This window comes from Pseudomonas persica, from assembly GCF_900291015.1.
Classification (GTDB): domain Bacteria; phylum Pseudomonadota; class Gammaproteobacteria; order Pseudomonadales; family Pseudomonadaceae; genus Aquipseudomonas.
The window spans coordinates 140535-165356 of the sequence record NZ_OLKL01000051.1; the positions used below are offsets into that span (position 1 = coordinate 140535).

The window sequence follows — 24822 nt, forward strand, 5'->3', positions numbered from 1 at the left end:
GCACATCACGAGTCGCCCAGCATGCCCAGCACCAGCGCCCCTTTCCGTCCGGCCATCGGCTTGTCCAACCCCCACCTGCAAACCCTGTGGGGGCCACTGTGGCGCAAGCTGCCCGAACTGCAGCGCAACCGCGAACGGCTGTGGCTGGCCGATGGCGATTTCATTGACCTGGACTGGCACGGCCCGCACCAGCCGCATGCCCCATTGGTACTGGTGCTGCATGGGTTGACCGGCTCGTCCCACTCGCCCTATGTCAAAGGCTTGCAGCAAGCGCTGCAAGACCGCGGCTGGGCCAGCGTGGCGGTGAACTGGCGCGGTTGCTCGGGCGAGCCCAACCTGCTGCCGCGCAGCTACCATTCCGGCGCCAGCGAAGACCTGGCCGAAATCGTCAGCCACCTTCGCGCCCAGCGCCCGTTGGCACCGCTGTATGCGGTGGGTTATTCACTGGGGGGTAATGTGCTGCTGAAGTACCTGGGCGAAAGCGGTGTCGCCAGCCAGTTGCAGGCTGCGGTGGCAGTGTCGGTGCCGTTTCGCCTGGACCACTGCGCCGACCGCATCGGCCAAGGCTTCTCCAAGGTGTACCAGGCGCATTTCATGCGCGAAATGCTGGCGTATGTGCAGCTCAAGCAGCGGCATTTCCACGACAACGGCCAGCATGAACGGCTGGCGACGCTGCAGCGCTTGGGGCCGCTGACCAGAATGCGCACATTCTGGGACTTCGACGGCAGGGTTACTGCCCCCCTGAACGGGTTTCGCGACGCGCACGACTACTATCGCCGCTCATCGAGCCATTTCTTCCTCGGCCGGAACCGCACGCCGACGCTGATCATCCATTCCAGTGATGACCCTTTCGTCGCCGGCCACAGCCTGCCTACACCCCGCGAACTGGCTCCGCAGACCCGTTTCGAACTGCACAGCCGTGGTGGCCATGTGGGGTTTGTCGATGGCAGCCTGCGCAACCCGGGGTATTACCTGGAACGGCGGATCCCGCAGTGGTTGGTGGAGGGTAGCTAGCCCCAAATATCCCGAGACTGCGCGATCCCTGTGGGAGCGGGTTCACCCGCGAACACCGGCAAAGCCGGTGCCATCCACCGCGCCGGATTCTTCGCGGGTAAACCCGCTCCCACAGGGGCCCTGCCAAAACCGCAGATACTGTTATTCGCCAGTAGCCACGCCATGCTCCGGATCATTGATCCACTCGCTCCAGGACCCGGCATACAGCTTGCCCAGCGGGTACCCCGCCAACGCCAGGGCAAACAGGTTATGGCAAGCGGTTACCCCTGAGCCACAGTAGGACACCAGCTGCTCCGGCGCCCGCCCGGCCAGTTTTTCGGCAAAGCGCTGCTTGAGCTGGTCCGCTGGCAGAAAGCGCCCGTCAGCGTCCAGGTTGTCAGTAAAGGCCGCACATTGGGCCCCCGGAATATGCCCTGCCACCGGGTCGATCGGTTCCACTTCGCCACGGAAACGCGGCAAGGCGCGCGCATCGATCAGGGTCAGGTCAGCGCTACCCAGGCGCTTGCCCAGGTGCTCGGCATCGATCAGCAGCTTGCCGTCGGGCTCACCGTTGAAGGTGCCTTCACGCTTGAGCGGCGGGTCCAGGCTTAGCGGCAGGTGCGCCGCATGCCAGGCCTTCAGACCACCGTCGAGGATCGCCACGCCGCTACGCTTGCCCAGCCAGGCCAGCAGCCACCAGGCACGGGCGGCAAAGGCACCTGGGCCGTCGTCGTACAGCACCACCTCGCTGTCATCGTCCAGGCCCCACTCGCGCAGGCGTTCGACCAGCCGACGCGGATCCGGCAACGGGTGGCGCCCGGTGCGTCCCTTGCTCACCGGCCCGCTGAGGTCACGCTCCAGGTCGGCAAAATGCGCCCCGGCAATATGCCCCAGGGCATAGCTGCGTTGGCCATAGTCCACATCCTCGAGGGCAAAGCGGCAGTCGAGGATCACCAACTTGGGCGAGCCCAGACGCTCAGCCAACTGCTGCGGGGTGATCAATTGCGCAAGGGGCATGACAATCTCCTGATCAATGGCACTATCGATAGCACTGAGGCCCTGGGCTAGTGCTCCAGGGCCTGGTTGAACGGTACATGGAATTCCTGGCACAGGGCGTCCACGGCATTGCGGGCGTTATCGGTGACGAAGCCGAGCTCCAGCACCAGTACCTGGTAGACGCCGCGCTTGAAGGCTTCTTCACCCAGGTGCGCGGAATGCTCCCGCGTGGTGCTGAGAAAACGTACCCAGGACGTCAGCACGATCCAGGCGTTGATGGTCAGCGATTCGATCTGCGCCGGTGCCATGGCCAGGATGCCCGCCTCGACGAAACCACGGTAAATCGCCTGGCCCTGACGCAGGCAGCGGTCGGAAAAGCGCCGGTAACGGGCGGCCAGCTCCGGGTCGCTGTCCAGCAGGTGCTCCAGGTCACGGTGCAGAAAACGGTAGTTCCACATCGCCGCCAGCAGGGCCTTGAGGTAGAAGCGCTTGTCCTCCACGGTCGCCGCGCGGCCTTGTGGCGGGCGCAGGAAGCTGTCCACCAACTCTTCGTACTGGCTGAACAACACGGCGATGATGGCCTGCTTGTTGGGGAAGTGGTAATACAGGTTGCCGGGCGAGATTTCCATATGCGCGGCAATGTGGTTGGTACTGACGCTGCGTTCGCCCTGCTGGTTGAACAGTTCCAGGCTGTTCTGCACGATGCGCTCTCGAGTCTTCATGCGCGGGGCCATGCTCAGCTCCCAGTCTGCGGGCCTTCATCAAAGGGTCATCTTACGGCGTATTGACGCTGGAATGCACCGCTCGACAGCACGGAAAAATTCCCACCAGCGCACAAATTAGAGTATAGGCTCCAGAGACTCCCTGATCGGACTCGAAGCCGCCATGAACTCGCCCAGTGCCTTGCCCCCTGTGCAATCAGACCTCGACCTTGCGGCGACGTTCGCCGCCCAGCGCCAGGCCTTTGCCGGCAACCCGTTGCCACCGGCGGCGCAGCGGCGCCAATGGCTGAAAGGCCTGCGTGAAGCTTTGCTGGCCGGCCAGGCCGAACTGATCGAGGCCATCGGCGAGGACTTTGAAGGGCGCAGCGCCGACGAGACCCTGCTGGCCGAGCTGCTGCCCTCGGTGCAAGGCCTGCGCCACGCCGAAAAGCACCTGCAACGCTGGATGCGCGCCAGCCGGCGCCGGGTCGGGCTGGCCTTCCAGCCGGCCAGCGCGCAGGTGCGCTACCAACCCCTGGGCGTGGTCGGCATCATCGTGCCGTGGAACTACCCGCTGCTCCTTGCCATCGGCCCGCTGACCTGTGCCCTGGCCGCCGGCAACCGGGTCATGCTCAAGCTCAGCGAAGCCACGCCCGCCACTGGCCTGGCGCTGAAGCAGTTGCTGGAGCGGGTGTTCCCCGGCGACCTGGTCAGCGTGGTGCTCGGCGAGATCGAGGTAGGCCAGGCCTTTGCCCGCCTACCGTTCGACCACCTGCTGTTCACCGGAGCCACCAGCGTCGGGCGCCAGGTGATGCTGGCCGCGGCGCACAACCTGACCCCGGTCACCCTGGAGCTGGGTGGCAAATCACCGGCCATAGTCTCGGCCGAAGTACCGCTGGACAGCGCCGCCGAACGCATAGCCTTCGGCAAGACCCTCAACGCTGGCCAGACCTGCGTCGCCCCCGATTACGTGCTGGTACCGCGCGAGCGGCTGGAGGCCTTCAGCGACGCCTACCAGCGTGCCGTGCACCGGCTGTACCCGCGCATCGCCGACAATCCCGACTACACCGCCATCATCAACCCGCGCCAACTGCAGCGCTTGCAGCACCTGCTGGACGATGCGCGCGCCCAGGGTGCGCAGGTGCTCGACCTGTACCCCGGCGAAACCCGCCAAGGCCGGCGCCTGCCGCCACACCTGCTGCTGGGGGTGAATGACAGCATGCAGGTGATGCAGGACGAAATCTTTGGCCCGCTGCTGCCGCTGGTGCCCTACGACAACCTCGAACAGGCCCTGGCCTACATCAACCAGCGCCCACGCCCGCTGGCGCTGTACTACTTCGGCTATGACCGCGCCGCCCAGGAGCAGGTGTTGCGTCACACCCACTCCGGCGGAGTGTGCCTGAACGACACCCTGCTGCACGTGGCCCAGGACGACTTGCCGTTCGGCGGCATCGGCCCTTCAGGCATGGGCCATTACCACGGCCACGACGGATTCCTGACCTTCAGCAAGGCCAAGGCGGTGCTGGCCAAGCAACGCTTCAACGCTACCCGGCTTATCTATCCACCTTATGGCAAAGCCTTGCAGCGCCTGATCTTCAAGCTGTTCATCCGCTGAGGGCCGGCCCATGCACCGCCGCGAACTGCTGCGCTTCAGCCTTGGCGCCAGCGTCTTTCTGGCCGGTACCAGCCTGGTCGGCTGCAGCGCACAGACTGCCGCGACAGGCTACCAGGTACTGCGCGACGACGACCTGCCGCTGCTGCGCGCGCTGATCCCGGTGGTACTGGCCGGCACGCAGGCCGCCGAGGCGCTGGTGCTGCACAGCCTCGACCATAAGCTGGCCGTGCTGTCACCGGAAATGCTCAAGCTCACCCGGCAGTTGTTCGACGTGCTCAGCCTGCCGCTCACCCGTGGCCCCCTGACCGGTGTCTGGGGCGCCTGGGAGCAAGCCAGCGCCACGCAGGTCACGGCCTTCCTGCACCGTTGGCAGGACAGCTCGCTGAACCTGCTGCGCATGGGCCACGCCTCGCTGCTGCAGTTGCTGCAAATGGCCTGGTACGAACGCCCCGAATCCTGGGCCGCCTGCGGCTACCCGGGGCCACCGAAAATCTGAAAACAACAAGAGCAGTGCCAATGCCTGTCCCCGACCCGTTTCGCCAAGGCCTGGAAAGCGGCTGGATCACCCACGATGCCTCGCGCCTGGAGCACGACCTCACGCTGGAAGCCGATGTTGCCGTGATCGGCAGCGGTGCCGGTGGCGCTACCAGCGCGCAGATGCTCAGCACTGCCGGTTTCAAGGTACTGCTGATCGAAGAAGGCCCGCTGAAGACCAGCAGCGATTTCCACCTGCTGGAAAACGAAGCCTACGCCAGCCTGTACCAGGAAGGCCTGGGCCGCATGAGCAAGGATGGCGCCATCACCATCCTCCAGGGCCGTGCCGTGGGCGGCACCACGCTGGTCAATTGGACCTCGAGCTTTCGCACCCCGCCACAGACCTTGGCGCACTGGGCCTCGGCCCACAACGTGAGCGGCCTGGGCGAGGAGCAAATGCGCCCCTGGTTCGAACGCATCGAGCAGGAACTGGGCATCACCCCCTGGGCCCTGCCACCGAATGCCAACAACGACGTTCTGCGCCGAGGCTGCGAACAGCTGGGCTACCGCTGGGCGGTGATTCCGCGCAACGTGCGCGGCTGCTGGAACCTGGGCTACTGCGGCATGGGTTGCCCGGTGAATGCCAAGCAATCGATGTTGGTGACGCGTATTCCCGCCACCCTCGAACAGGGCGGTGAGCTGCTGTACCTGGCTCGGGCCGAGCGTTTCGAACACAACGGTGAGCGCATCCTGGGCCTGACCTGCCAGGCGCTGGATCCCCAGGGCATACACCCCACAGGCCGGCTGGTTCGCGTTCGTGCGCGCCACTACCTGCTCGCCGGTGGCGGTATCAACAGCCCGGCCCTGCTGCTGCGCTCGACCGCGCCCGACCCGCATGGCCGCCTGGGCAAACGTACCTTCCTGCACCTGGTCAACTTCAGCGCAGCGCGCTTCAACGACCGTATCGACCCCTACTTCGGCGCCCCACAGTCCATCTACAGCGACCATTTCCAATGGCAAGACGGCAGCGACGGCCCGATCGGCTACAAGCTGGAAGTGCCGCCCTTGCACCCGGCCTTGGCCAGCACCCTGCTGGGCGGGCACGGCCACGAGAATGCCCTGCGCATGGCCGAGCTGCCACATACCCACGTGATGCTGGCACTGCTGCGTGACGGCTTCCACCCGCAAAGCCAGGGCGGAGCCGTGGAGCTGCGCGGCGATGGCTCACCGGTGCTCGATTACCCGCTCACCGACTACCTGCGCGACGGCCTGCGCCGCGCCTACCGCAGCATGGCGCAGATCCAGTTCGCCGCCGGCGCCACCCAGGTTACCCCCGTGCACAGCGATGCCAGCGCCGCGCCCAGCCTGGAACAGGCCTTGTCGATGATCGACAAGTTGCGCCTGGAGCCGTTCCGCACGCGCCTGGGCAGCGCCCACGTGATGGGTGGCTGCGCCCTCGGCGACGACCCGCGCCAGGCGGTGTGCGACAGCCTGGGCCGCCATCACCAGCTGGAAAACCTGTCGATTCACGACGGTTCGCTGTTCCCCACCAGCATCGGCGCCAACCCGCAACTTTCGGTGTATGCCATCAGCGCCAGGCTCAGCGAAGCGCTGGTCGCCCGCCTGGCACACAGCGCATGACAAGGAACAGGGCCCCTGTCTATAGTGCCATCAGCCGGCCGCATGACTTGGCCGGGGCGCCGTCGCTGCGCTACCATCCGACTCCCCAACGCACTCCAGCCAGGATGACGCGATGAACCGAGTGTTGTACCCGGGTACTTTCGACCCCATTACCAAAGGCCATGGCGATCTGGTCGAGCGCGCCTCGCGGCTGTTCGACCACGTGATCATCGCGGTGGCGGCCAGCCCCAAGAAGAACCCGCTGTTCCCGCTGGAGCAACGGGTGGAGCTCGCCCGTGAGGTCACCAAGCACCTGCCCAATGTCGAAGTCATCGGCTTCTCCTCGCTGCTGGCACATTTCGCCAAGGAACAGGGCGCCAACGTCTTCCTGCGCGGCCTGCGTGCGGTATCCGACTTCGAGTACGAGTTCCAGCTGGCGAACATGAACCGGCAACTGGCGCCCGACGTCGAGAGCCTGTTCCTCACGCCTTCGGAGCGCTACTCGTTCATTTCCTCGACCCTGGTCCGGGAAATTGCTGCGCTGGGGGGGGATATCAGCAAGTTCGTCCACCCGGTGGTAGCCGATGCGCTGACCGAACGCTTCAAGAAGTAATCTTTAGCGGCTGATCATCGCGCCCGCGTGCACTGCGGGCGTGAATGCGGCACAATTGTGCCCACTGCGTTGAACATGCCCGGGCGCTGAGCCCCGGCCGGAGTCCCCATGTCCCTGATCATCACCGACGATTGCATCAACTGCGACGTCTGCGAACCCGAGTGCCCGAACGAGGCGATCTCCCAAGGCGAAGAGATCTACGTGATCGACCCTAACCTGTGCACCCAGTGCGTAGGCCATTACGACGAGCCGCAATGCCAGCAGGTTTGCCCGGTCGACTGCATCCCGCTGGATGAAGCGCACCCGGAAACCGAAGAAGAGCTGATGGCCAAGTATCGCCGGATTACCGGCAAGGCCTGATATCAGCTCAGTCCTCATCGCCGGCAAGCCAGCGCCCACAGGGTTCTCACGGTTCTCAAGGGCAGTGCAGTACCTGTGGGAGATGGCCCAGCCCTTTGGGCTGCGCTGTCGCATAGAGAACTGAATTCGCAAGCGGTCCGTGCATCCTGNTGGGAGATGGCCCAGCCCTTTGGGCTGCGCTGTCGCATAGAGAACTGAATTCGCAAGCGGTCCGTGCATCCTGTGGGAGCGGCTTTAGCCGCGAAGAATCCAACGCGGTGCATGGCACCGGCTGCGCCGGTGTTCGCGGCTAAAGCCGCTCCCACAGGGGCCCTGCTAATTCAACGAGTTATGTGCAGTTCTATGAGAGCGGGCTTGCCGGCGATAGCCCCCTCCAACTTCAGCGCTGGCAGCGCGGGCAGAACACGCTTGCCCGCTGCCCCAGCTTGACCTCGCGCAACTCCGTGCCACACACCTTGCACGGCTGCCCGCCCCGCCCGTACACGAACAATTCCTGTTGGAAGTACCCTGGCTGCCCGTCGCCACCGATGAAGTCGCGTAGCGTGGTGCCGCCCTGCTCGATCGCCGCCGCCAGCACGCGCTTGATCTCGATCGCCAGCTTCAGGTAACGCGCCCGGGAAATCCCGCCCGCTTCCCGACGAGGGTCGATGCCGGCGGCAAACAGCGCCTCGGTGGCGTAGATGTTGCCCACCCCCACCACCACCGCGTTGTCCATGATGAACGGCTTGACTGCCATCGAACGCCCACGGGACAGCTGGAACAGCCGCTCGCCGTCGAACAGGTCGGTCAGCGGCTCCGGCCCCAGGCGCAGCAGCAGCTCGTGGTTGAGCGGGTCCAGGCTCCACAGCATCGCGCCAAAGCGGCGCGGGTCGGTGTAGCGCAGCATCAACCCCGACTCCAGCTCGATATCCACGTGCTCATGCTTGGCCGCCGGCAAGCCCAGCTCGACCAGGCGCAGGTTGCCCGACATGCCCAGGTGACTGATCAGGGTGCCGACCTCGGCATTGATCAACAGGTACTTGGCGCGCCGCTCGACACTGACGATGCGCTGCCCCGACAGGCGCACATCCAGGTCTTCCGGAATCGGCCAGCGCAGGCGCCGGTCACGCACCACTACCCGGCTGACGCGCTGGCCTTCCAGGTGGGGGGCAATACCGCGCCGGGTGGTTTCTACTTCTGGCAATTCCGGCATGTGTCAGTGCCCGCCCAATTCGCGAATGTTCTGCTTGAGGTTTTCGAAATCGTATTCCGACAAGCCAATGTAATCGAGCACCAGCGGCCCGACCACAGACCATTCGTGGTCCACTACCTGGTTGCCCAGCACCCGGTACGATGCGCAGATGTGCTCGGCCATCTTCAGCACCGCCAACAGGTTTTTCAGCTGGCTCTGGGTATTGCGCGAACTCTCGTCGCGGAACACCGCCAGGGCGTTGTGGTGGTTGGCGATGGCCGCGCTGAGGTGCTCGGGCAGGCGCCAGGACTTGGCAGTAAAATAGCCGACCACCGAATGGTTGGTGTTGAACGCGCGGTTTTCGGTATCGACCACGCGGGTTTCCTCATCGGCCTTGGCATAGGCCTGTTCCAGCACATCCATGTACTCGGGAAAGCGCTTGAGCATCAGCGGCACGCCACAGTCATGGAACAGGCCCAGGGTGTAGGCCTCGTCCGCCGCCTGGATGCCTGTGCGCTTGGCCAGGGTCAGGCAGGTCATCGCCACGTCCTGGGCGGTGTCCCAGAAGCGGTTGAGGGTGACGATGGTTTCGTCTGTCATCTCACCCTTGATCGACTGGGCGTTGATCAGGTTGATGATCGAACGGCTGCCCAGCAGGTTCACCGCGCGCTGGATCGAGCCGATCTTGTTGGAAAGGCCGAAATGCGGAGAGTTGACCAGTTTGAGCAAGGCGCCCGAGAGGCCCGGGTCCTGGGAAATCAGCTTGGCGATGGTTTCCAGGTCCGGGTCAGGCATGTACTGCTCGAACTGCAGGTCGACCATGATCTGCGGTTGCGGCGGGATGGCAATGCCTTGCAAGGCTTGCTGGATCTGTTCGGCGCTAAGTTCTTGGGACATACGTGCACACTCGTTTGGGACCGGCGATTTTAACTCTCCAAAGCGGAAAGGGACCAAGCACTGAATCGTTGCGCCAGATGTTTACTTTAGCGGCACACCACTGCACGGACTTTGTGGGAGCGTTGACCAACAACACGTTATAATCCCGGTCTTTTTTCCCGGAGCGACGTCATGTCCCTGCCCAGCCTTCGCCTCAAAGCCAATGCCGACCGCCGCCTGCGCGCCGGCCACCTGTGGGTCTACAGCAATGAAATCGACGTCAGCGCGACCCCGCTGCAAGGCTTCCAGGCCGGGCAGCAGGCTGTTCTCGAGGCGGCCAACGGCAAGCCGCTGGGTATCGTCGCCCTCAGCCCCAACAACCTGATCTGCGCCCGCCTGCTGTCGCGCGACGCCAAGCTGCCGCTGGACAAGTCGCTGCTGGTGCACCGCCTGAACGTCGCCCTGTCGCTGCGTCAGCGCCTGTTCGACCAACCGTGCTACCGCCTGGTCTATGGCGACTCCGACCTGCTGCCAGGCCTGGTGGTCGATCGTTTCTTCGACATCCTCGTGGTGCAATTGGCCTCGGCCACCATGGAAGCGCACAAGGACGACGTGATTGCCGCCCTGGTACAGGTGCTCAAGCCAAGCGGCATCCTGTTCAAGAACGACTCCTCCGCACGTGACGCCGAAGGCCTGCAACGCTATGTCGAGACCGTTTATGGCGAAGTACCGGACTGGGTGCCGCTGGAAGAGAACGGCGTCAAGTTCGAAGCCCCGGTGCGTGAAGGCCAGAAAACCGGCTGGTTCTACGACCACCGCATGAACCGTGCACGCCTGGCACCGTACGTGAAAGGCAAGCGCGTGCTCGACCTGTTCAGCTATATCGGTGGCTGGGGCGTGCAGGCCGGGGCCTTCGGCGCCAGCGAAGTGTTCTGTGTCGACGCCTCGGGCTTTGCCCTGGACGGCGTGGAGCGTAACGCCGCGCTGAACGGCATCAGCGAGAAACTGACCTGTATCGAAGGCGACGTGTTCGAGGCCCTGCGCGAGCTCAAGGCCGCCGAAGAGCGCTTCGACGTGATCATTGCCGACCCACCCGCCTTCATCAAGCGCAAGAAAGACCTGAAAAACGGCGAAGCGGCCTACCGCCGCCTGAACGAGCAGGCCATGCGCATGCTGACCAAGGACGGCATCCTGGTCAGTGCCTCGTGCTCGATGCACCTGCCCGAGGATGACCTGCACAACATCCTGCTGACCAGCGCCCGCCACCTGGACCGCAACATGCAACTGCTCGAGCGCGGCGGCCAAGGCCCGGACCACCCGGTACACCCGGCCATCGCCGAAACCCGCTACATCAAGAGCATCACCTGCCGCTTGCTGCCAAACAGCTGATCAGTGACGACCGGGGGCTACCTGCCCCCGGCTCGTATCAGATTCCCAATACCTGCGTCGCAATCCCGAAATACACCAGCACCCCGGCCGCATCGGCAATCGATGTGATCAGCGGCCCACTGGCTGTGGCCGGGTCCAGCTTGAAACGGCTGAGCAGGAACGGCAGGCTCATGCCGATCAGGCTACCGACCAGCACGATCACTACCATGCTGCTGGCGACGATCAGCGCAATTTGCGGCCCACCACGCAATACGCCCAACGATGCCACTGCAATGGCCATGGTCGCCCCCAACGCCAACGCTACGCCAAACTCCCGCCCCAGCATGCGCCACCAGTCCCGCATGACCACCTCGCCTGTGGCCAGCCCCCGTACCATCAGGGTTGCAGACTGGGCACCGGCGTTGCCGCCGCTGTCCACCAACAACGGCAGGAAGAACACCAGGGCGATATGGGCGGCAATGGTCTCCTCGAAGGCCGCTATCCCTGCACCGGAAAAAAGGTTGCCGAATACCAGCAACACCAGCCATAACACACGCTTGCGGTAAAGCAGCCCAAGGGTCGCATCCCGCAGGTTGCCAACGTGGTTGGTGATCGAAGCGCCTTTGTGGAAGTCTTCGGTGGCCTCTCGTCGCTGTGCCTCGAGGGCTGCATGGGTGTTCGGCTGAAGGATGTTCTTGTCGATTGGGTGTTGCATGAAGTTCTCCAGGCGCCGACGCAGGCGCCCACAGACTTCAGCCTCGCGGACTCAAGCCTTCGGCAGCCCTGGCGGCGGCGCGCTCAGTGCCAGATTGCAGGTTCGTGCGGAACCGGTAACTGGGAAGGTCCATTGAGGGGGATCTCGTGAAGCCGCACATGCGGCGGCCGGATAATAGTCATTCGAGGCGGGCCGGTCAGCCCCTTGGCCGCCGTTTCGGAAGCGTCCTACAAGCACCCGCCGTTAGGCCAAAGTCACCGCCCAGACACATCGCCATTCCCTCGCCGCGCCAGCGGTGTAGAATCGGCCTATTCATCGCCAGTCATCCCCGGCGGGTTTATGAGCTCTGGCCAAGCACGCGGCGATCCCGCGCGGTCTTTGGCCCCATCCGTGCCAGTGGCAACCGGCCTGCGGCGCAAAGGACAAGAGAAGCTCACTCCCCTTTTTGTGACCTGATTAAGCCGCCAGGAGTGTTTCATGCCTGATTATCGTTCCAAGACTTCCACCCAAGGCCGCAACATGGCCGGCGCCCGTGCCCTGTGGCGCGCCACCGGGATGAAGGACGAAGACTTCAAGAAACCGATCATCGCCATCGCCAACTCGTTCACCCAGTTCGTCCCGGGCCACGTGCACCTGAAGGACCTGGGCCAGCTGGTCGCCCGCGAAATCGAACGCGCCGGTGGCGTGGCCAAGGAATTCAACACCATCGCGGTCGATGACGGCATCGCCATGGGCCACGACGGCATGCTCTACTCGCTGCCAAGCCGCGAGATCATCGCCGACGCCGTGGAGTACATGGTCAACGCCCACTGCGCCGACGCCATCGTGTGCATCTCCAACTGCGACAAGATCACCCCCGGCATGCTGATGGCCGCCCTGCGCCTGAACATCCCGGTAATTTTCGTGTCCGGTGGCCCGATGGAAGCCGGCAAGACCAAGCTGGCCAGCCACGGCCTGGACCTGGTCGACGCCATGGTCATCGCCGCCGACTCCTCGGCTTCCGACGAAAAAGTCGCCGAATACGAGCGCAGCGCATGCCCGACCTGCGGTTCGTGCTCCGGCATGTTCACCGCCAACTCGATGAACTGCCTGACCGAAGCCCTGGGCCTGGCCCTGCCGGGCAACGGTTCGACCCTGGCCACCCACGCCGACCGCGAACAGCTGTTCCTTACCGCCGGCCGCACCATTGTCGAGCTGTGCAAGCGCTACTACGGCGAGAACGATGAGTCGGTACTGCCGCGCAACATCGCCAACTTCAAGGCGTTCGAGAACGCCATGATGCTCGACATCGCCATGGGCGGCTCGACCAACACCATCCTGCACCTGCTGGCCGCCGCCCAGGAAGCCGAGGTGGCGTTCGACCTGCGCGACATCGACCGCCTGTCGCGCAAGGTGCCGCAGCTGTGCAAGGTTGCGCCGAACATCCAGAAATATCATATGGAAGACGTGCACCGTGCCGGCGGCATCTTCAGCATCCTCGGTTCGCTGGCCCGTGGCGGCCTGCTGCACACCGACCTGCCGACCGTGCACAGCCGCAGCATGGAAGAAGCCATCGCCAAGTGGGACATCACCCAGACCGATGACGAAGCCGTGCACACCTTCTTCAAGGCCGGCCCTGCCGGCATCCCGACCCAGACCGCGTTCAGCCAGTCGACCCGCTGGCCGAGCCTGGACCTGGACCGCGCCGAAGGCTGCATCCGCAGTGTCGAGCACGCCTACTCGCAAGAAGGCGGCCTGGCCGTGCTGTACGGCAACATTGCGCTGGATGGCTGCGTGGTGAAAACCGCCGGTGTCGACGAGTCGATTCTGGTGTTCGAAGGCACCGCGAAGATCTTCGAGAGCCAGGACAGCGCCGTACGCGGCATCCTCGCCGACGAAGTGAAGGCCGGCGACATCGTGATCATCCGCTATGAAGGCCCGAAAGGTGGCCCGGGCATGCAGGAAATGCTGTACCCGACCTCCTACCTGAAGTCCAAGGGCCTGGGCAAGGCTTGCGCCCTGCTCACCGACGGCCGCTTCTCGGGCGGTACTTCGGGTCTGTCGATCGGCCACGCCTCGCCGGAAGCCGCTGCTGGCGGCGCCATTGGCTTGGTGCGCGACGGCGACAAGGTGCTGATCGATATTCCGAATCGCTCGATCAACCTGCAAGTCAGCGACGAAGAGCTGGCCGAGCGCCGTGTCGAGCAGGACAAGAAGGGCTGGAAACCGGCTGAAGTACGCCCACGCAAGGTGACCACCGCGCTGAAGGCCTATGCCCTGCTGGCGACCAGTGCCGACAAGGGTGCTGTGCGTAACAAGGCGATGCTGGAAGGGCTGTGAGGCTTTCTAGCGTTTGAAAAGCCGGCGCCTTGTGCGCCGGTTTTTTTTGGCTGTGGAGAAATGCCGAGTCAAAGCTCGCCCCTCGAAGCACATTGACGCAATTGCGTCAGCAGCAGGGCAACCGAGCGCTTCGGCTTCGCCGTCGACGTCAGAATGAACTGTGCTTGAGGAAGGGGTGGCAGCGTTGGCTCTTCCTGTAAACCTGCAGCCAGCGCAGTTGAACGGGTGACTGGCGTTACACCCAGCCCACCGCTGACAGCGGTTATCAGCCCCCCGGCACTTGGGCTCTGGCAAACGATCCGCCATTGTCGCCCCGCACGCGCCAAGGCTTCGATGGCGGCAGCACGGTAGGGGCATTGGTCGGAAAACACCGCCAGGGGGATCGGGGTGGCTGCGTCATCGGTGGTCAGCGCAACCGGCCCTCTCGCCCAGATCAACGGCTCGGACCAAAGCAATTCGCCAGGTTCTTGTTCGCCGCAGCGGCTACCCAACACGATGTCGAGCCCACCCGATTGTAGAAGTGCAAGCAGCTCGCCCGTCAGGCCGACTTTCAGGGAAAGCTCTACATCGGGATGTGCCACCGAGAATCGACGCAAACAGTCGATGATGGGGACCTTCACCATCTCCTCGCTCAACCCGACAAGTACCATGCCTGAAACCCGACGGCCTGCGCCAAGACTTGCGCGAGCATCATCATGCAGCGCCAGGATAGTGCGGGCATAGCCTGCCAGGCGCGCACCTGCTGGCGTCAGGCTGACAGAACGGGTCGTACGTGCCAGCAGTTGGTGCCCAGCTTCACTCTCCAGCCGCCTGATGTGAGCGCTGATCGCCGATTGCGTAAGGTGCAGTCTCTGCGCAGCACGCGTGAAACCACCACTATCGGCAACCGCAAGAAAGCTACGCAAAAGCACAGGATCGAACACAGATTAATCACCTATCTCACTCAATAGGCAGAGCATACGTCATTTCTATAACGGTAAATTTTGAATCAGACTTTCCGCTACCTATCTGTACTGGAAAGAGAAGCCCCATGGTTGAACGTATCTTGTATGTTTGCGCCTCACCGCGAGAAGAGCGGTCCGTCTCCACTCAGGTTGCCGAAGTGTTCCTGGCGGCATTGGCCGAACGCAAAGCAGTGGAAATTGACCGCCTTGACCCTTGGCAATGCGAGCTTCCCGAAGTGGATGGCGCCTTGCTCGCGGCAAAGTATGCAGGGCTTGCCGATGCCCCACTGTCAACCTCCCAGGCCGCAGCGTGGGAGCAGATCAAGGCACTCGCGGAACGGTTCCACCGGGCTGATATCCTGGTGTTCAGCGTACCGCTGTGGAACTTCGGCATCCCGTACAAGCTCAAGCATCTGATCGACGCAATTTCGCACAAAGGCGTGTTGTTCACCTTCGATGAGCAAGGGTTGAATGGCATGCTGGGCGGACGTCGAGCTGTTGCAATCTACTCCCGTGGACTTGGTTACGGCCCTGACTCACAGACACCCGACCAGGCTTTTGGCCTGGAAAGACCCTTCATCGATACCTGGTTTCGCTTCGTCGGGATAAACCAGGTGCACAGTGTCGTGGTCGAACAGACGCTTGGCCCGGTCGGGGCCAGCGTCCGGGCAAGCGCCATCGAAGCAGTGACCTTGTTGGCGCAGAACCTTGATCAGGAAGCGGCCCGGACTGTCATTGTGGGCCGCAACGGCTGACAGGTCGCGTTACTGGATTTGCTCCGGTGTCACGATCACCCAGTTCTTGTCCGCGGTCACCGGCAGCCCTTCCTTGGCTTGCGCCGCCGCATTTTTGGCAATCATTCCGTTGATCTGGTCCATGTATTTGGCCTTGCGGTTTATCCACAAGTGGATGCCGCCCTTGTCCACATCCACACCATGAAACTGCATGTAGCCATCACTGGTCGGCGTATCGCCCCCTACCAGCACCGGTTTCTTCCACTCATCGATATAGGTCAGGATCGCCGCCTGCTTGCCCGCCATCCAGGTGGCCGGGGTCCACAGGTACGGGGTCAACTCCAGCCCCAGATTGGCCTTGGCATCAAAGTGCCCGGCGCTGATCTGCTTGCGTGCGGTGGTCAGCTGGCCGCTGGCGCGATCCTTGAGCAGCAGGCTCACGCCAATCACGTTCTGCGGCTTCACGTTATAACCGTACTTGGGGTCCGAGGCGACCATGCGCACCAGCTCTTCGGAGGCGGCGGAAATCACGTAGACCTCGATACCGTTCTCCATCAGCTTGTTGTACAGCTCGGCCTGGCCCTTGAACACCTTGGGCGGCTGTACCTCGATGGTCTTGACCTGATCCCCTTCGTAATAGGTGCTGGGAATCGGCTTGCCGGAAGCCATCAGCTCATCCACCTGCACCTTCAGCTCCTCCAGGGTAAAGCCGGAGAACACCTGGGCCACCCACGGGTAGCAGACCATGTCGTCGACTTCGCACAGCCGGTAGTAGTAGCTGAACAGGCTTTCCTTGTGGTCGGCGGTGTCCTTGAACGGCATCAGCTTCAGCGACGGGTCCAGCTTGTCGCGACTCAGCAGGCCCTTGTTCTCCATGAACGGCAGCAAGGCCTCTTCGAGGTCATAACGGTAGCTGGTGTTGTCCATGTCGAACACCGCGTAGTTACCCTTGTTGGCATTGGCGGCGATCATGCTGTCGAGCTGCCTGGCAGCCTCGGCGGGCCAGTGTTTGAGTTCGGTGGCGAAGGTTTCGATACTGAACAGCAGGGACAGGCCGATGGCGACGGTTTTCGGAGCGAACTTCATGTATGAATCTCCTGAAATGACCCAGAAACGCTAGTGCAACAATCCCCGCCGGCAGCCCTCGATAACGACCCTCATGCAGCTTTGAACGCCGTGTTCATTGCAATCTGCGACACACCGTTATTCCATAAACGACTATGCACATTCCATTTGGGTATAAATTCGTTTGTTTTCAGGCTGTTAGCATTTCCGTTCGCAATCGCTCACAGAGGCGATGCCTCTTCTGCTTTTTTCTGCTGGAGCTTCAATGAACCTGCCGCTGTCCCTTAACCTGCTGGCGTTCCTGGCCCTGTTGCTGGGCCTCGCACAAACCCGCCGCACCGACTGGAGCCTGGCCAGGAAAGTATTGCTGGGCCTGGTGCTGGGCGTGGCATTCGGCCTGATCCTGCATACCGTCTATGGCGCTGGCCACCCCGTGCTCAAGGCCACCATCGCCTGGCTCGACCTGGTCGGCAACGGCTACGTCGGCCTGTTGCAGATGATTGTCATGCCGCTGATCTTCGCCTCGATCCTCAGTGCCGTGGCGCGCCTGCACAATGCCTCGTCGCTGGGCCGCATCAGCGTGCTGAGTATCGGCACCCTGCTGCTGACCACCGCCATTGCCGCGTTGATCGGCATCGTCCTGACCAACCTGTTCGGCCTCAGCGCCGAGGGCCTGGTGGCGGGCGCCCAGGAAAGCGCACGCATGCAGGTCATCCACAGCGACTACGCCGGCAAGGTCGCCGACCTCAACATCCCGCAGCTGCTGCTGTCGTTCATCCCCAGCAACCCGGTAGGTGACCTGGCACGGGCCAAGCCGACTTCGATCATCAGCGTGGTGATCTTTGCCGTGTTCCTCGGCCTGGCCGCGCTGCAACTGATCAAGGACGATGCCGAGAAAGGCGAACGCGCGCTGTCGGCCATCGACACCCTGCAGGCCTGGGTGATGCGCCTGGTGCGCGTGGTGATGAAGCTGACCCCGTATGGCGTACTGGCACTGATGACCAAGGTGGTGGCCAGCTCGAACATGGAAGACATCCTCAAGCTGGGCAGCTTCGTGGTGGTGTCGTACCTGGGCCTGGCGCTGATGTTCGTGGTGCACGGCGTTATCCTCACCGCCACCGGCGTGAGCCCGCTGCGTTTCTTCCGCAAGGTGTGGCCGGTGCTGACCTTCGCCTTCACCAGCCGCTCCAGCGCCGCCAGTATTCCGCTGAACATCGAAGCGCAAACCCGCCGCCTGGGCGTACCGCAGTCGATTGCCAGCTTCAGCGCATCGTTCGGTACCACCATCGGCCAGAACGGCTGCGCCGGCCTCTATCCCGCCATGTTGGCGGTGATGGTGGCGCCGGCGGTGGGCATCGATACCTTCGACCCGCTGTGGATCGCCACCCTGGTGGCCATCGTCACCCTGAGTTCGGCAGGGGTTGCCGGCGTAGGTGGCGGTGCGACATTCGCCGCGCTGATCGTATTGCCGGCCATGGGTTTGCCGGTGGAGCTGGTGGCATTGCTGATTTCGGTGGAGCCGCTGATCGACATGGGCCGTACGGCGTTGAACGTGAACGGGTCGATGACCGCAGGGGTGGTGACCAGCCAACTGCTGAAAGAGACCGACAAGGCTGTGCTGGCTGGCGATGAACATGCCGAGCTGAGTCATTCCTGACGGATTGCCGGGGGCGCTTTGCGCCCCAAGTCATTTGCAGTACCTGTGGGAGCTGGCCCAGCCCTTTGGGCTGCGCTGTCGCATAGAGAACTGAATTCGCAAGCGGTCCGTGCATCCTGTGGGAGCGGCTTTAGCCGCGAAGAATCCAACGCGGTGCATGGCACCGGCTGCGCCGGTGTTCGCGGCTAAAGCCGCTCCCACAGGGGCCCTGCTAATTCAACGAGTTATGTGCAGTTCTATGAGAGCTGGCTTGCCGGCGATGGGCTGCAAAGCAGCCCCGGCAATCTCAAACCTTGTCCCAGACCTCGAAGTGATACCCAGGCTTACCTTCCTCAGCCTGCGCCTCGCTCGACACCAGCTTCCATTGCCCCTGATCAAACGCGGGGAACCAGGCATCTCCTTCCGGCGCCAATTCCACCCGCGTCAGGTACATGCGACTGACCAGTCCCTTGTCCAGCGCCTGCGCATACAGCTGCGCCCCACCAATCAGCATCAGCTCATCGACGCCTCTTTCGCGCGCCCACTGTTCGGCCCGCACCAAGGCCTGTTGCAGCGAGCCAAACACCTCGGCCCCCGCCAGTTCCAGCCCTGCCTGCCGGCTGACCACGATATTCAACCGCCCGGGCAGCGGCCTGCCCAGCGAGTCCCAGGTCTTGCGCCCCATGATGATCGGCTTGCCCAGGGTAGTGGCCTTGAAGTACTTGAAGTCCCCCGGCAAATGCCAGGGCATGGAGTTGTCGATGCCGATCACGCGGTTCTCGGCGTGAGCCGCGATCAGGCTGAGGGGGAGTGATGTAGTCATGCCAGCGAGGATAGCATCGGGCGTGTGGGTTATGCTTCTGCCCTGACCTGTGCAATGGAAGACCTTGTGACTGTACCGACTCCACTGGACAAGCGCTGGCTCACCGAAGCGATACGCCTGCGCGAGGAACATGCCGGCCCCCTGGAGGACCAGGAAGCCAACCGCCGCGCCCGCCAGGCGGGCGGCGACCTGGCGGCCCGCATCGAAACCCGTGCCCTGTTCCTGGCCGAACGCGACGGCATCAGCACCACCCTGCGCCACTGGAAACAGGGCGCACGCCTGGCGCTGCTGGCCTTGCTGCTGCTGGCCGTGCTCAGCGGCGCGGGGCTGGCCCTGGCCGCCCTGGGCGACGGGCAGCGCCCGGTGAATGTGTTCTGGGCGCTCGGCAGCCTGCTCGGGCTGAACCTGCTGATGCTGCTGGGCTGGGGCCTAGGCTTTGCCGTGAGCGGCGAGCATGGCGCGGGGCTGGGTCGCCTGTGGCTATGGCTGAGCGAGCGCTTTGCCCGCGATGCCAAGGCCGCGCACCTGGCACCGGCGCTGCTGGTGCTGCTGCAACGCCAGCGCCTCAACCGCTGGCTGCTTGGCCTGCTGGTGCACGGCCTGTGGCTGCTGGCGATGATGACCGCGCTGGGCATGCTGCTGGCCTTGCTGGCGACCCGGCGCTATGGCTTTGTCTGGGAAACCACCCTGCTCGCCGCCGATCCGTTCATCCACCTGACCCAGGCCCTGGGCGCCCTGCCCTCGTTGCTGGGCTTCACGGTACCCGACGAGACCATGATCCGCGCCAGCGGCGACAGCCAGCCGGCCCTGGACCTGGCGCGCCAGGCCTGGGCCAGCTGGCTGCTTGGCGTGGTGCTGGTTTACGGCCTGCTGCCACGCCTGCTGCTGGCCGGGCTGTGCCTGTGGCGCTGGTGCCAGGGCCGCCAACGCCTGACGCTGGACCTCAGCCTGCCCGGTTACGCGCAACTGCGTGAAGCGCTGATGCCGCGCAGCGAACGCATCGGCGTACAGGATGCCGCCCCCGAAGCCTTGCCGCAGTTTGCCGCTGGCCAGCTGGAAAGCGGCAGCAGCGGTGCCCTGCTGGTCGGCCTGGAGCTGGACGACCAGCACCCCTGGCCACCCACCCTGCCGAAAAGCGTGACCAGTGCCGGTGTGCTCGACAGCCGCGAATCGCGCAACCGCCTGCTCGAACAGCTCAGCCGCTTCCCGCCGGCACGCCTGGCCATCGCTTGCGACCCGCGCCGCTCGCCCGACCGTGGCAGCCTGGCGTTGCTCGCCGAACTGGCGCGCAATGCCGGCGCCACCCGCATCTGGCTACTGCAGGCCGCACCGGGCGAAGCCCTGGACGCCCAGCGCCTGGGCGACTGGCACGAAGCCCTCGACCGTCTTGGCCTGGCGCATGCCGATACCTCGCCGCTGACCTGGCTGGAGCATGGCCATGACTGAGCCACTGAAACTGGCCGTGGTCGGCCACACCAACGTCGGCAAGACCTCGCTGCTGCGCACCCTGACCCGCGACGTCGGCTTTGGCGAAGTCTCCCACCGCCCCAGCACCACCCGCCATGTGGAAGGTGCGCGGCTGTCGGTGGACGGCGAACCCTTGCTGGAGCTGTACGACACCCCGGGCCTGGAAGACGCCATCGCCCTGCTCGACAACCTCGAACGCCTGGAACGCCCGGGCGAGCGCCTGGACGGCCCAGCCCGCCTGGAGCGTTTTCTGCAGGGCAGCGAAGCGCGCCAGCGCTTCGAGCAGGAGGCCAAGGTGCTGCGCCAACTGCTGGCCAGCAACGCCGGCCTGTACGTGATCGATGCGCGTGAGCCGGTGCTGGCCAAATACCGCGACGAGCTGGAAGTGCTGGCCAGCTGCGGCAAGCCGCTGCTACCGGTGCTCAATTTCGTCGCCAGCCACCAGCACCGCGAGCCGCAATGGCGTGAAGCCCTTGCCAGGCTTGGGCTTCACGCGTTGGTACGGTTCGACAGCGTGGCCCCGCCCGAGGATGGCGAGCGCCGTTTGTACGAAAGCCTGGCCCTGCTGCTGGAAGACGCCCGCCCAGCCCTGCAGCGGCTGATCGACGACCAGCAGGCACAGCGCCTGGCGCGCCGGCACAGCGGCAAGCGCCTGATCGCCGAACTGCTGCTGGACTGCGCCGCCTGCCGGCGCAGCGTCGACGCCGAACCGGCTGCCGAAGCCCGGGCCATCGAGGCATTGCGGCAAGAGGTGCGCCAGCGCGAGCAACGCTGCGTCGAGGCATTGCTCAAGCTGTATGCCTTCCGCCGTGAGGACGCCCATGCCAGCGACCTGCCATTGCTGGACGGCCGCTGGGGCGATGACCTGTTCAATCCCGAGACCTTGAAACTGCTGGGCGTGCGCCTGGGCAGCGGTGTGGCGGCCGGTGCTGCGGCGGGTGCCGGGGTCGATTTGCTGGTTGGTGGCCTTACCCTCGGCGCGGCGGCGCTGGCCGGGGCAATTGCCGGAGGCGCGCTGCAGACGGCGCGCAACTATGGGTCGCGGTTGATGGGCAAGCTCAAGGGCAAGCGCGAGCTGACCGTGGACGATACGGTGTTGCGCTTGCTGGCCTTGCGTCAGCAGCAGTTGATGCTGGCGCTGGACAACCGCGGGCATGCGGCGCAGGACAGCATTCGCCTGGGTGAACTGGATGAAAAGGCTTGGCGGGAAGGCAAATTGCCGGAGGCGCTGGTGAAGGCGCGGGCGCATCCGCAGTGGTCCACCCTCAACCCTGGGGCGAAGCTGAACCAGGCTGAGCGGCAGGAGCAGCTGGAGGCGCTGGTTTCACAATTCTGAGTGGGCAGGCCTGGCCTCTTCGCGGGTAAACCCGCTCTCATAGAACTGCACATAACTCGTTGAATTAGCAGGGCCCCTGTGGGAGCGGCTTTAGCCGCGAACACCGGNTAAAGCCGCTCCCACAGGATGCACGGACCGCTTGCGAATTCAGTTCTCTATGCGACAGCGCAGCCCAAAGGGCTGGGCCAGCTCCCACAGGGATGTACCCGCGAAGAGGCCGGTGCTGGTTACTGCTGGGCCACCTTCTCCGACTTGCCGTCATAGCGCTTGCGCCACTCGGCCAGGATCTGATCACGGTGCTTCGAGGCCCAGGCAAAGTCGTTCTTGATCAGGCGCTGTTCATAGTCCGCCGGCAGTTCGGTCTGCGGCTTGGCAATACCCGGCGCGGCCAGTACGGCGAAGTTCTCCTTGTACAGTTCCATGGCCGCCGGGCTTGCCGAGAAATCAGCCAGGCGCCTGGCCGCATCCGCCTTGGGCGAGCCTTTGATCAGCGCAGTCGCCTCGATCTCCCAACCCAGCCCTTCCTTCGGCAGTACGATGTCCAGTGGCGCGCCCTGGCGCTTGAGCTGCACGGCCGGGTACTCGAACGAGATGCCGATCGGGAATTCACCCGCTGCTGCCAGCTTGCACGGCTTGGAACCGGAGTGAACGTACTGGCCGATGTTCTGGTGCAGCGCATCCATGTACGCCCAACCCTGCGGCTCGCCAAAGGTCTGCAACCAGGCGCTGACATCCAGGAAGCCGGTGCCGGACGAGGCCGGGTTCGGCATGACGATCTTGCCCTTGTACTCGGGCCTGGTCAGGTCCTGCCAGCTCACCGGCTTGCTCAGGCCCTGCTTCTCGGCCTCGATGGTGTTGAAGCAGAGGGTCGCGGCCCACACGTCCATACCGACCCAGGCTGGCGGGTTGGCGGCGTCGCGGTAGTTGGCGGCGATCTTGCCCAGGTCCTTCGGTGCATAGGCTTCGAGCATGCCGTTCTGGTCGAGGATGGCCAGGCTCGAAGCGGCCAGGCCCCACACCGCGTCGGCTTGCGGGCGGTCTTTCTCGGCCAGCAGTTTGGCGGTGATGATGCCAGTGGAGTCACGGACCCACTTGATCTCGATGTCCGGGTTGGCCTTCTCGAAGGCCTGCTTGTAGCTTTTCAGCTGTTCGGCTTCCAGGGCGGTGTAAACCGTCAGCTGGGTACCGGCGGCCGAAGCCTGCAGGCTGAAGACGGCGGAAACGGCAGTGGCAAGTGCAAGGTGCTTGTACATGGCTAGGTTCCTTACCGGTCAGACGGTCGCGGCGCGTTGGCGCCAGGCTTGGGAGCGGCGCAGCAGGCCGCGTGAGGCTGCGGCCAGCAGCAGTGAAGCGCTGGCGCTGGTCAGCAGGATCAGGGTGGACATGGCGGCGGCACCACCAACGTTGCCGGCGTCGTCCATGTTCAGCACGGCGACGGCAGCCAGGATGGTGTCGGGGCTGTACAAGAAAATCGCCGCCGACACGGTGGTCATCGCCGAGACGAACAGGTAGCGGATGATGTCCAGCAGCGCTGGCAGGCAGATCGGCACAGTCACCCGCAGGAAGTGCCTGTACAGCGGCACCTTCAGCGACAGCGCTGCGGCCTCGAACTCGCCGTCGAGCTGGCGCAGGGCGGTGGTCGCGGTCATCTGCGCGGTGGTCAGGTAGTGGGCGATGGTGCACACCACCAGCAGCCCCATACCGCCATACAGCGCGTGCAGCGGATTGCCGTTCAGGTTGAAGAAGAATACGTAACCCAGGCCCAGCACCAGGCCCGGCACGGCCATGGGAATGAAGCTGAGCAGGCGCAGCGCCTGGTTGAGCAGGCATTGGTCCTGGGTCTTCTCCATCAGGTAGGCGCCAGTGAAGATCACCATGCTGCCGATCAGCGCGGTGCCGATGGCCATGGTCACGCTGTTGCGGTAGGCCAGCCAGCCGCCACCAGCGGTGTCCTCGAACATGTAGTGACGCAGCGACAACGACAGGTTGTAAGGCCAGAAAGTGACCAGCGACGAGTACACCGCCATGCCGATCACCAGCAGCAACCCCGCGCACACCAGCAGCACGATAATCAGGAAGCAGGCATCACGGCCCCGCGACGGCTTGGGCTTGAACACCTGGGCACGGCCACTCATGGCCTCGCCCTGGCGCCGGCGCAGCCAGGCATCGACGGTAAAGCTGAGCAGCGCCGGCACCAGCAGCACCATGCCGATCAGCGCACCACGGCCGAACTGTTGCTGGCCGACCACCGCTTTGTAGGCTTCCAGCGCGAGCACCTGATAATCGCCACCGACCACGACCGGCACACCGAAGTCGGTGATGGTCAGGGTAAATACCAGGCAGAACGCCGCGAACACTGCCTGGCGCGTGGCCGGCCAAGTGATGCTGGTGAACGCCCGCCAAGGGCCGGCCCCCATGCTCGACGCTGCGTCGAACAGGCGTGCATCGGCCAGCGACAGCGCCGACAGCAGGATCATCAGGGCATGCGGGAAGGTGTAGATGGCCTCGCCCAGCACAATGCCCCAGAAGCCATAGATGTTGTCGCTGAGCAACCCGCGCAGCAGCCCCTGGTTACCGAACAGGTAGACCAGGGCGATGGCCGGCAGCATCGACGGCGCCAGCAGCGGCAGCAGCGAAATCCCCCGCCACAGGCCCTTGGCCGGAATCAACGTACGTTGCAGGGCATAGGCAAACAGGTAGGCCAGCGGCACCACGATGGCCGCCACGGTGAAGGCCACCGACAGGCTGTTGCCCAGTAGCCAGTGGAAGTTTTCACTGGCGAACAGTTCGCGGGCTGCCAGCAGGCCGCCACCCTGGCCCGCGTCGCCACTGAAGCCGCGCCAGAAGATCGCCAGCAGCGGCATCAGCACCGCCAGCAGCAGAAGCATCAGCAGCAGGCTCTTGCCGCCGACGACGAACAACCGGTCACCCAGGGCGACACTGGCACGCGGCGCGGCTTTGGCCTGGCTCAACGGCAGGGACATTGGCGCGGCCAT

22 protein-coding genes are annotated in these 24822 nt (G+C 64.2%); 12 read left to right on the top strand and 10 right to left on the bottom strand.

The genetic code is table 11. The features are described 5' to 3' along the window. Window positions 1-21: 21 nt before the first annotated feature. A complete protein-coding gene (locus FQ664_RS24480) occupies window positions 22-1014 on the top strand; it encodes a hydrolase (protein WP_144175519.1) in 993 nt (330 codons plus the stop codon). Window positions 1015-1155: 141 nt separating this feature from the next. On the opposite strand, the gene FQ664_RS24490 is transcribed toward FQ664_RS24480, so the two are convergent. Both FQ664_RS24490 and FQ664_RS24495 read right to left on the bottom strand, forming a co-directional pair. Further along, window positions 1156-2010 carry a sulfurtransferase gene (locus tag FQ664_RS24490; protein WP_144175521.1) on the bottom strand — a complete coding sequence of 285 codons (855 nt, stop codon included), beginning with the start codon at window positions 2008-2010 and terminating at the stop codon, window positions 1156-1158. A gap of 47 nt (window positions 2011-2057) precedes the next feature. Continuing rightward, a complete protein-coding gene (locus FQ664_RS24495) occupies window positions 2058-2723 on the bottom strand; it encodes a TetR/AcrR family transcriptional regulator (RefSeq protein ID WP_144175522.1) in 666 nt (221 codons plus the stop codon). 151 nt (window positions 2724-2874) lie between these two features. On the opposite strand from FQ664_RS24495, the gene FQ664_RS24500 reads away from it, so the two are divergent. The 5 genes from FQ664_RS24500 (at window position 2875) to FQ664_RS24520 (ending at window position 7372) form a co-directional block, all read left to right on the top strand. Next, window positions 2875-4305: a coniferyl aldehyde dehydrogenase gene (locus FQ664_RS24500; protein ID WP_144175524.1), complete on the top strand. Its 1431-nt coding sequence runs from the start codon at window positions 2875-2877 to the stop codon at window positions 4303-4305. A 10-nt stretch (window positions 4306-4315) separates the two neighbouring features. Further along, window positions 4316-4801 (top strand): twin-arginine translocation pathway signal protein, encoded by a 486-nt coding sequence (locus tag FQ664_RS24505; RefSeq protein ID WP_144175526.1) that lies wholly within the window; start codon window positions 4316-4318, stop codon window positions 4799-4801. A gap of 20 nt (window positions 4802-4821) precedes the next feature. Continuing rightward, window positions 4822-6420, top strand: coding sequence for a GMC family oxidoreductase (locus FQ664_RS24510; protein WP_144175528.1), 1599 nt, complete (start codon window positions 4822-4824; stop codon window positions 6418-6420). A gap of 112 nt (window positions 6421-6532) precedes the next feature. Beyond that, a complete protein-coding gene (gene coaD, locus FQ664_RS24515) occupies window positions 6533-7012 on the top strand; it encodes a pantetheine-phosphate adenylyltransferase (protein WP_003249065.1) in 480 nt (159 codons plus the stop codon). A gap of 108 nt (window positions 7013-7120) precedes the next feature. Further along, window positions 7121-7372, top strand: a complete 252-nt coding sequence (locus tag FQ664_RS24520; protein ID WP_013974644.1) for a YfhL family 4Fe-4S dicluster ferredoxin — start codon at window positions 7121-7123, stop codon at window positions 7370-7372. 379 nt (window positions 7373-7751) lie between these two features. On the opposite strand, the gene mutM is transcribed toward FQ664_RS24520, so the two are convergent. Then, window positions 7752-8564 carry a bifunctional DNA-formamidopyrimidine glycosylase/DNA-(apurinic or apyrimidinic site) lyase gene (gene mutM / locus FQ664_RS24525; RefSeq protein ID WP_144175529.1) on the bottom strand — a complete coding sequence of 271 codons (813 nt, stop codon included), beginning with the start codon at window positions 8562-8564 and terminating at the stop codon, window positions 7752-7754. A gap of 3 nt (window positions 8565-8567) precedes the next feature. Continuing rightward, the gene (locus tag FQ664_RS24530) at window positions 8568-9386 is read right to left on the bottom strand and encodes an HDOD domain-containing protein (protein ID WP_178091053.1); all 819 of its coding nucleotides are present in this window, start codon (window positions 9384-9386) and stop codon (window positions 8568-8570) included. A 225-nt stretch (window positions 9387-9611) separates the two neighbouring features. Here FQ664_RS24530 and FQ664_RS24535 point away from each other — a divergent pair, with 225 nt between their 5' ends. Then, window positions 9612-10808, top strand: coding sequence for a class I SAM-dependent rRNA methyltransferase (locus FQ664_RS24535; protein ID WP_144175531.1), 1197 nt, complete (start codon window positions 9612-9614; stop codon window positions 10806-10808). A 37-nt stretch (window positions 10809-10845) separates the two neighbouring features. Here the strand turns inward: FQ664_RS24535 and FQ664_RS24540 are convergent, their stop codons facing one another. Next, a complete protein-coding gene (locus FQ664_RS24540) occupies window positions 10846-11502 on the bottom strand; it encodes a magnesium transporter (protein ID WP_144175532.1) in 657 nt (218 codons plus the stop codon). A gap of 477 nt (window positions 11503-11979) precedes the next feature. Between FQ664_RS24540 and ilvD the strand changes: the two genes are divergently transcribed. Next, window positions 11980-13821 carry a dihydroxy-acid dehydratase gene (ilvD, locus tag FQ664_RS24545; protein ID WP_015272169.1) on the top strand — a complete coding sequence of 614 codons (1842 nt, stop codon included), beginning with the start codon at window positions 11980-11982 and terminating at the stop codon, window positions 13819-13821. 68 nt (window positions 13822-13889) lie between these two features. On the opposite strand, the gene FQ664_RS24550 is transcribed toward ilvD, so the two are convergent. Next, a complete protein-coding gene (locus tag FQ664_RS24550) occupies window positions 13890-14744 on the bottom strand; it encodes a LysR family transcriptional regulator (RefSeq protein WP_144175533.1) in 855 nt (284 codons plus the stop codon). Between the two features lie 107 nt (window positions 14745-14851). Between FQ664_RS24550 and FQ664_RS24555 the strand changes: the two genes are divergently transcribed. After that, window positions 14852-15520: an FMN-dependent NADH-azoreductase gene (locus FQ664_RS24555; RefSeq protein WP_144175534.1), complete on the top strand. Its 669-nt coding sequence runs from the start codon at window positions 14852-14854 to the stop codon at window positions 15518-15520. 9 nt (window positions 15521-15529) lie between these two features. Here the strand turns inward: FQ664_RS24555 and FQ664_RS24560 are convergent, their stop codons facing one another. After that, window positions 15530-16585 carry an HAD family hydrolase gene (locus tag FQ664_RS24560; protein ID WP_144175536.1) on the bottom strand — a complete coding sequence of 352 codons (1056 nt, stop codon included), beginning with the start codon at window positions 16583-16585 and terminating at the stop codon, window positions 15530-15532. A gap of 244 nt (window positions 16586-16829) precedes the next feature. Here FQ664_RS24560 and FQ664_RS24565 point away from each other — a divergent pair, with 244 nt between their 5' ends. Beyond that, a complete protein-coding gene (locus FQ664_RS24565) occupies window positions 16830-18221 on the top strand; it encodes an L-cystine transporter (protein ID WP_144175537.1) in 1392 nt (463 codons plus the stop codon). Between the two features lie 286 nt (window positions 18222-18507). Here FQ664_RS24565 and FQ664_RS24570 read toward each other — a convergent pair whose 3' ends face one another. After that, window positions 18508-19023 carry a dihydrofolate reductase gene (locus FQ664_RS24570; protein WP_144175538.1) on the bottom strand — a complete coding sequence of 172 codons (516 nt, stop codon included), beginning with the start codon at window positions 19021-19023 and terminating at the stop codon, window positions 18508-18510. A 54-nt stretch (window positions 19024-19077) separates the two neighbouring features. On the opposite strand from FQ664_RS24570, the gene FQ664_RS24575 reads away from it, so the two are divergent. Together FQ664_RS24575 and FQ664_RS24580 are read left to right on the top strand one after the other, a co-directional pair. Beyond that, window positions 19078-20469 (top strand): DUF2868 domain-containing protein, encoded by a 1392-nt coding sequence (locus FQ664_RS24575; protein WP_144175539.1) that lies wholly within the window; start codon window positions 19078-19080, stop codon window positions 20467-20469. Further along, window positions 20462-21826, top strand: coding sequence for a GTPase/DUF3482 domain-containing protein (locus FQ664_RS24580; protein WP_144175540.1), 1365 nt, complete (start codon window positions 20462-20464; stop codon window positions 21824-21826). The genes FQ664_RS24575 and FQ664_RS24580 overlap by 8 nt, the downstream gene beginning before the upstream one ends. 227 nt (window positions 21827-22053) lie before the next feature. Here the strand turns inward: FQ664_RS24580 and FQ664_RS24585 are convergent, their stop codons facing one another. Together FQ664_RS24585 and FQ664_RS24590 are read right to left on the bottom strand one after the other, a co-directional pair. After that, on the bottom strand, window positions 22054-23079 hold the full coding sequence (locus tag FQ664_RS24585; protein ID WP_144175541.1) for a putative 2-aminoethylphosphonate ABC transporter substrate-binding protein: 1026 nt from the start codon (window positions 23077-23079) through the stop codon (window positions 22054-22056). 18 nt (window positions 23080-23097) lie between these two features. Further along, window positions 23098-24822, bottom strand: coding sequence for a putative 2-aminoethylphosphonate ABC transporter permease subunit (locus FQ664_RS24590; protein ID WP_144175543.1), 1725 nt, complete (start codon window positions 24820-24822; stop codon window positions 23098-23100).

Bases quoted from the DNA above. Each gene is read 5' to 3' on its own strand.
- FQ664_RS24480 (WP_144175519.1), top strand. From the start codon at position 22: ATGCCCAGCACCAGCGCCCCTTTCCGTCCGGCCATCGGCTTGTCCAAC.
- FQ664_RS24490 (WP_144175521.1), bottom strand. From the start codon at position 2,010: ATGCCCCTTGCGCAATTGATCACCCCGCAGCAGTTGGCTGAGCGTCTG.
- FQ664_RS24495 (WP_144175522.1), bottom strand. From the start codon at position 2,723: ATGGCCCCGCGCATGAAGACTCGAGAGCGCATCGTGCAGAACAGCCTG.
- FQ664_RS24500 (WP_144175524.1), top strand. From the start codon at position 2,875: ATGAACTCGCCCAGTGCCTTGCCCCCTGTGCAATCAGACCTCGACCTT.
- FQ664_RS24505 (WP_144175526.1), top strand. From the start codon at position 4,316: ATGCACCGCCGCGAACTGCTGCGCTTCAGCCTTGGCGCCAGCGTCTTT.
- FQ664_RS24510 (WP_144175528.1), top strand. From the start codon at position 4,822: ATGCCTGTCCCCGACCCGTTTCGCCAAGGCCTGGAAAGCGGCTGGATC.
- coaD (WP_003249065.1), top strand. From the start codon at position 6,533: ATGAACCGAGTGTTGTACCCGGGTACTTTCGACCCCATTACCAAAGGC.
- FQ664_RS24520 (WP_013974644.1), top strand. From the start codon at position 7,121: ATGTCCCTGATCATCACCGACGATTGCATCAACTGCGACGTCTGCGAA.
- mutM (WP_144175529.1), bottom strand. From the start codon at position 8,564: ATGCCGGAATTGCCAGAAGTAGAAACCACCCGGCGCGGTATTGCCCCC.
- FQ664_RS24535 (WP_144175531.1), top strand. From the start codon at position 9,612: ATGTCCCTGCCCAGCCTTCGCCTCAAAGCCAATGCCGACCGCCGCCTG.
- FQ664_RS24540 (WP_144175532.1), bottom strand. From the start codon at position 11,502: ATGCAACACCCAATCGACAAGAACATCCTTCAGCCGAACACCCATGCA.
- ilvD (WP_015272169.1), top strand. From the start codon at position 11,980: ATGCCTGATTATCGTTCCAAGACTTCCACCCAAGGCCGCAACATGGCC.
- FQ664_RS24555 (WP_144175534.1), top strand. From the start codon at position 14,852: ATGGTTGAACGTATCTTGTATGTTTGCGCCTCACCGCGAGAAGAGCGG.
- FQ664_RS24560 (WP_144175536.1), bottom strand. From the start codon at position 16,585: ATGAAGTTCGCTCCGAAAACCGTCGCCATCGGCCTGTCCCTGCTGTTC.
- FQ664_RS24565 (WP_144175537.1), top strand. From the start codon at position 16,830: ATGAACCTGCCGCTGTCCCTTAACCTGCTGGCGTTCCTGGCCCTGTTG.
- FQ664_RS24570 (WP_144175538.1), bottom strand. From the start codon at position 19,023: ATGACTACATCACTCCCCCTCAGCCTGATCGCGGCTCACGCCGAGAAC.
- FQ664_RS24575 (WP_144175539.1), top strand. From the start codon at position 19,078: ATGGAAGACCTTGTGACTGTACCGACTCCACTGGACAAGCGCTGGCTC.
- FQ664_RS24580 (WP_144175540.1), top strand. From the start codon at position 20,462: ATGACTGAGCCACTGAAACTGGCCGTGGTCGGCCACACCAACGTCGGC.
- FQ664_RS24585 (WP_144175541.1), bottom strand. From the start codon at position 23,079: ATGTACAAGCACCTTGCACTTGCCACTGCCGTTTCCGCCGTCTTCAGC.
- FQ664_RS24590 (WP_144175543.1), bottom strand. From the start codon at position 24,822: ATGGCCGCGCCAATGTCCCTGCCGTTGAGCCAGGCCAAAGCCGCGCCG.